This window comes from Piscinibacter sp. (assembly GCF_050175855.1).
Taxonomy (GTDB): domain Bacteria; phylum Pseudomonadota; class Gammaproteobacteria; order Burkholderiales; family Burkholderiaceae_C; genus Piscinibacter.
In genome coordinates, this window is the sequence record NZ_JBFXIO010000363.1 from 1 (window position 1) to 5205 (window position 5205).

Annotated in this window: 5 protein-coding genes; 3 read left to right on the forward strand and 2 right to left on the reverse strand. The window is 72.9% G+C overall.

Going from position 1 to position 5205, the window contains the following annotated elements; all coding sequences use genetic code 11:
- Positions 1 to 695, reverse strand: a 695-nt coding sequence (gene rsgA, locus AB7U92_RS21410; RefSeq protein ID WP_428581817.1) for a GTPase RsgA, incomplete at its 3' end; no start/stop codon positions are given.
- A gap of 408 nt (positions 696 to 1103) precedes the next feature.
- On the opposite strand from rsgA, the gene AB7U92_RS21415 reads away from it, so the two are divergent.
- Positions 1104 to 2027, forward strand: coding sequence for a Tim44 domain-containing protein (locus AB7U92_RS21415; RefSeq protein ID WP_428581820.1), 924 nt, complete (start codon positions 1104 to 1106; stop codon positions 2025 to 2027).
- Between the two features lie 4 nt (positions 2028 to 2031).
- Positions 2032 to 2793 (forward strand): SDR family NAD(P)-dependent oxidoreductase, encoded by a 762-nt coding sequence (locus AB7U92_RS21420; RefSeq protein WP_428581823.1) that lies wholly within the window; start codon positions 2032 to 2034, stop codon positions 2791 to 2793.
- 4 nt (positions 2794 to 2797) lie between these two features.
- Here AB7U92_RS21420 and AB7U92_RS21425 read toward each other — a convergent pair whose 3' ends face one another.
- Complete coding sequence (locus AB7U92_RS21425; RefSeq protein WP_428581825.1) at positions 2798 to 3070, reverse strand: hypothetical protein; 273 nt, start codon at positions 3068 to 3070, stop codon at positions 2798 to 2800.
- A 168-nt stretch (positions 3071 to 3238) separates the two neighbouring features.
- Here AB7U92_RS21425 and AB7U92_RS21430 point away from each other — a divergent pair.
- Positions 3239 to 5205 (forward strand): prolyl oligopeptidase family serine peptidase (locus AB7U92_RS21430; RefSeq protein WP_428581828.1); only part of this gene is annotated, 1967 nt, incomplete at its 3' end.

Below are 5205 nucleotides of genomic sequence, written 5' to 3' on the forward strand. Positions count from 1 at the left end.
TTCCGATCTTGGCCGAGCAGCGTGTTGGTCAGCGTCGACTTGCCGGCACCCGAGGTACCCAGCAGGGCCAGCGTGCGCCCCGGCAGCGTGTGATGCGCGAGGCTGGCCGCCGCCTCGCTGTCGCGCGCGTCCACGGCCACGATCTCTGCGCCCGCCGGCAGCCGCTCACGCAGCGCCTGCATGCGGCAGAACAGCGTGCGCGCATCGGCCACCGTGTCGGCCTTGGTCAGCACGATCACCGGCGCCACGCCGCTGCCCTGCACCAGGGCCAGGAAGCGCTCCATGCGCCGCGGGTTGAAGTCGGCGTCGAGCCCCATCACCAGCAGCGCGGTGTCGACATTGCTGACCACCGGATGGCGGCGCCCGTCGGCGTCGCGGCGCACCAGGTGCGTCTGCGGCGGCAGCCGGGCATGCACCCAGTGTTCGCCGTGGGTGTCGGGTGCAGCGAGCACCCAGTCGCCGACGGCCAGCGCGTCCTCACCCTCGGCGAGGGTGCGAGTGAGCCGCGGCAGCACGCGCGCGCTGCGCTCGCGCTCACCGTCGTGCAACTGCACCGTCTCGCGGTGCAACACGGTCAGCCGCATCGGCACCAGGGCGGGAACGTCGTCCATCTCCGCGGCCAGCGCCAGCGACTGGCTGGCCCATGCGGGCGTGAAACCCATCGAGCGCAACCGCTCGAAGTCAATCTGCATCATGTCGTGTGAAAACCTGTCGATCGCCAGGCGCGCGAAGGCACGCCGGCCGGCCCTGCATGGCGCAGGGTGCGAAAGCGAACGAAGGCGGCCGCGGCGCGCGCGGTTCAGGTCACGACAGGGAGATGCCGGAGGGCGGTGAGAAGCGGGACCCGAGGCGCGTCAGGCGCGAGCCGCATGGAGGGCAATGTCCGTCGTCTTCATCGTGCACCTCCTGGCCTCGGGTTCATGGGCGGCCATGGGCATGGCCGGCGAAGGCGCGCAGTGTGGCACGCAAGCCCCGGCCGGGTCAATCGCGAACGATGGGAACTCGCGGCGCCAAGGCGCATCCCATGCGCACCGCGAGGGTCTTGGCGAGCCCCCTATGATCCGCGCGATTCCACCGCAGTACACCTCGAAGGACCCTCGACCATGAAACGCTGGCTGATCGCCCTCTCGTTCGCCGTCTGCTCCGTTCCGCTGCTGCCGCTGGAGGCCGAGGCCAAGCGCCTGGGCGGCGGCGGCAGCGCCGGCATGAAGCGTGACCTGCCCGCGCGCACCGCGCCCGACGCACCGCCGGCCAAGCCCGCGCAGAGCGGTACGGCCGCGCCGACGAACGCCGCCGCGCCGGCCGCTGCAGGCGCCGCCGCCGCGGCCGCACCCAAGCGCTCCTGGATGGGCCCGATCGCCGGCCTCGCCGCCGGCCTGGGCCTGGCCGCGCTGGCCAGCCACCTCGGATTCGGCGAGGAGCTGGCCAACTTCATGATGCTGGCGCTGCTGGCCATCGTGGCCATCGTCGTCGTGCGCCTGCTGCTGCGCCGTTTCGCCGGCGGCAGCCGTGCGCCGGCCGGCATGCAGCTCGCCGGTGCCGGTGCGCCGGTGCCTAACGATGCCAACGCCTGGCGCGCTGCCACGCCGCTGTCCTCCGGCACGGAAATGACTCACGCGGCTGCCGCGCCGGCCGCCCACGCCCTGCCGGCCGACTTCGATGCCGACGGCTTCGCACGCATCGCCAAGATGATCTTCATCCGCCTGCAGGCCGCCAACGACGCCGGCGATCTCAACGACCTGCGCGCCTTCACCACGCCGGAGATGTTCGCCGCCATCCGGCTCGAACTGCAGGATCGCCAGGGCGCCGCGCAGCAGACCGATGTGGTGCAGATCGATGCCGAGGTGCTCGACGTGGCCGAGGAGTCCGATCGCCAGGTGGTCAGCGTGCGCTTCCACGGCCTGATCCGCGAACTGCGCGAGGGCGGTGCCCATCCGTTCGACGAGGTGTGGCACCTCGTGAAGCCGCGCGACGGCAGCCGCGAGTGGGCCATCGCCGGCATCCAGCAGCTGGCCGAGGTGCATTGAGCGCATGGGCGAACGCCTGACCGTCCTCACCGGCCACTCGCGCGGGCTGGGCGCCGCCGTCGCGGCGCGCCTGCTGCAGCCGGGGCACCGGGTGGTCGGGCTGTCGCGGCGCGTCAACGACAGCCTCGCCGACCTGGCCGCCGAGCGCGGCGCTTCGCTGGATCAGTGGCCGGTCGACCTGGCCGAGCCGCTTCCCGCCGCGCAGCGGCTGCGCGAGTGGCTGGCTGGCTTCGCGCCCGATCGCTTCGAGCGCGCGGTGCTGATCAACAACGCCGGCGCGATCACGCCGCCGGCACCGCTGCGCGACAGCGACCTGGCGGCGCTGAGCGCCACGCTGCGCGTCGACCTGGAAGCCACGCTGCTGCTCAGCGCCGCCTTCCTCGATGCCACGCGCGGCTGGCACGGCGAGCGGCGCATCCTCAACATCTCCTCCGGCCTTGGCCGGCGCGCCATGGCCAGCAGCGCGGTCTACTGCGCGGCCAAGGCCGGCATGGACCACCTGACGCGCAGCCTGGCGCTGGAAGAAGCGCTGGAGCGCAACGGTGCCCGCGTGATGTCGCTGGCGCCCGGCGTGATCGACACCGACATGCAGGTGCAGCTGCGCGAGGCCGATCCGGCGGCATTTCCCGACCGCGAGCGCTTCGTGGCCCTGCAGCGCGACGGCCAGCTCACCTCGGCCGACGCCGCGGCCGCGCGCGTGCTGGCCTGCCTGGAGCGCGCCGACTTCGGCCGCGAACCGATCGGCGACGTGCGCGAGCTGACCTGAGGGCTCAGGATCGCGCCGCCGGCGGGGCAGGCTTCTGCGCGACGCGCGTGGGTGCCTCGGCCACCGGCCGCTTGCCGGTCACGGTCACCAGCGGCAGCTGGGCCACGCGCGGGGCCAGCACCACCTCGCGGCGCGCCACGATCTCGACGGTCGGCAGCGTGGCCACGCGCACCGTGCGGTCGCCCGCTTGCGCCTGCGCGGCGCTGAACACGGCGGCGAGCGTGGCACCGATCATCAGGACGGTGGTGGCGGCGTGGCGGGTGGCGGTGCGGTTCATGGCGGGCTCCTGTCTTCGATGGAAGGCAGTATCGGCAGGACGCAGCGCAGGCGCGAGCGGCTTGCGACGAGCTGCACCCGAGGCGGGACGAACTGCAGCCTCCGGCGATGGAGCAGTGCCGCTTTGCCCGCAGAATGCGCGGCCATCCGTCCTTCGAGCACCACACCGATGCGCCGATTCGCCCTGCTCGCCAGCCTGCTGCTGGCCGCCTGCGCCGCTCCGCCGTCCGCCCCGAACCCGGGCGACGCTGCGCCCGCCGCGGCCACCCCGGCCACGGTGGCGCCCAACCCCAACCTGCGCGTGCAGGGCATCCCGCCGGTCCCGGTGTCGCTGGTCGAGCAGGTGGCGCGCTACACCGACTTCCGCGGCCACGACCTGGTCGAGTGGCATCCGGCGCGCCGCGAGCTGCTGGTCAGCCACCGGCGCGCGGGCGGCAGCACGCTGCAGCTGTTCCGCGTGGCTGCGCCCCTGGCCGAGCCCGAACCGCTGACCGACTTCGGCGAACCGGTTCGCCGTGCGACCTGGGAACCGCGGCGCGGCGACTACCTCGTCTTCGCGCGCAGCAACGGCGGCGACGAAGCCGACCAGCTCTATCGCCTCGATCTGGACAGCCGCCAGGTCACCCTGCTCACCGACCCGACGCGGCGCCACGCCATCGAGGCCTGGCTGAACCGATCGAGCCAGCTGCTGGTGAGCTCGGTGCCACTGGACCGCACCGCGCAAGGCGGCACGCGTGACGAGGTGAGCCAGACACTCACGCTGGTCGACCCGGCCGAGCCGACACGCCAGCGCCGCGTGGCCGAACTGCCGGGGACCGGCTGGGCGGTCGGCGGCGTCTCGCGCGACGACCGGCAGGTGGCGCTCACGCGCTACCTCTCCGCCACGGAGTCGCAAGTGTGGTTGCTCGACCTGGCCAGCGGGCGCCGCACGCAGATCCTGCCCGCAGCCCGCAAGGGGGAGAAGGGCAGCTACTTCGCCGGCCCGTTCCAGGCCGATGGCCGCGGGCTGTGGGTGCTGAGCGACCGCGGCGGCGAGTTCCGCCGGCTGTGGCGCTACGACCTGAAGCGGCGCACGCTGCGAGCCGTCACCGCCCACATCGCGTGGGACGTCGATCGGATCGCCGCCACGCGCGACGGCCGTCTCGTGGCCGCGCAGGTCAACGTCGACGGCCGCGGCGAACTGCGCCTGTTCGACGCCCGCACGCTGAAGGAGCTTCGCGGCCCGTGCTTGCCGGCCGGCAGCGTGCGCGCGCTGGGCATCCACCCGGGCAGCGGCGAGATCGCCGTGGCGATCGACGGCGCCCAGGGCCCGAGCACGGTGCTCACGCTCTCGCCCGCGGGCGGCGATGCGCAGGCCTGGACGCGTGCGCAGGCTGCCCCCGGCGTCGACGTGACGCGGTTCACCGGGCAGCAGCTCGTGCGCTGGAAGAGCTTCGACGGTCGCAGCATCTCCGGGCTGCTGAGCCTGCCGCCCGATCGCTTCAGCGGGCCCCGGCCGGTGCTGATCGACATCCACGGCGGGCCTGAGGCACAGGCCCGCGTCGGGTTCCTCGGGCGAGACAACCATTTCATCGACGACCTGGGCATCGCGATCATCCGGCCCAACGTGCGCGGATCGTCGGGCCACGGCCGCACCTTCCTCAGCCTGGACAACGGCATGAAGCGCGAGGATGCCGTGAAGGACATCGGCGCGCTGCTCGACTGGATCGCCACGCAGCCCCGGCTCGACGCTTCACGCGTGGTGGTGCGCGGCGGCAGCTACGGCGGCTACATGAGCCTGGCGGTGGCCGCCACCTACCCGGAACGCATCGCCGGCGCGATCGACATCGTCGGCATCTCGAACTTCGTGACCTTCCTGCGCAGCACCGAGAGCTACCGGCGTGACCTGCGTCGCGTCGAATACGGCGACGAGCGCGACCCGGCGATGCGCGAGTTCCTCGAACGCATCTCGCCGACCACCAACGCAGCGCAGATCGTCAAGCCGCTGTTCGTGGTGCAGGGGCGCAACGACCCCCGCGTGCCCTACACCGAGGCCGAGCAGATCGTCGAGAAGGTGCGCGAGCGCGGCACGCCGGTGTGGTATCTGCGTGCCGAGAACGAGGGCCACGGCTTCCGGCGCAAGGAGAACGCCGACAG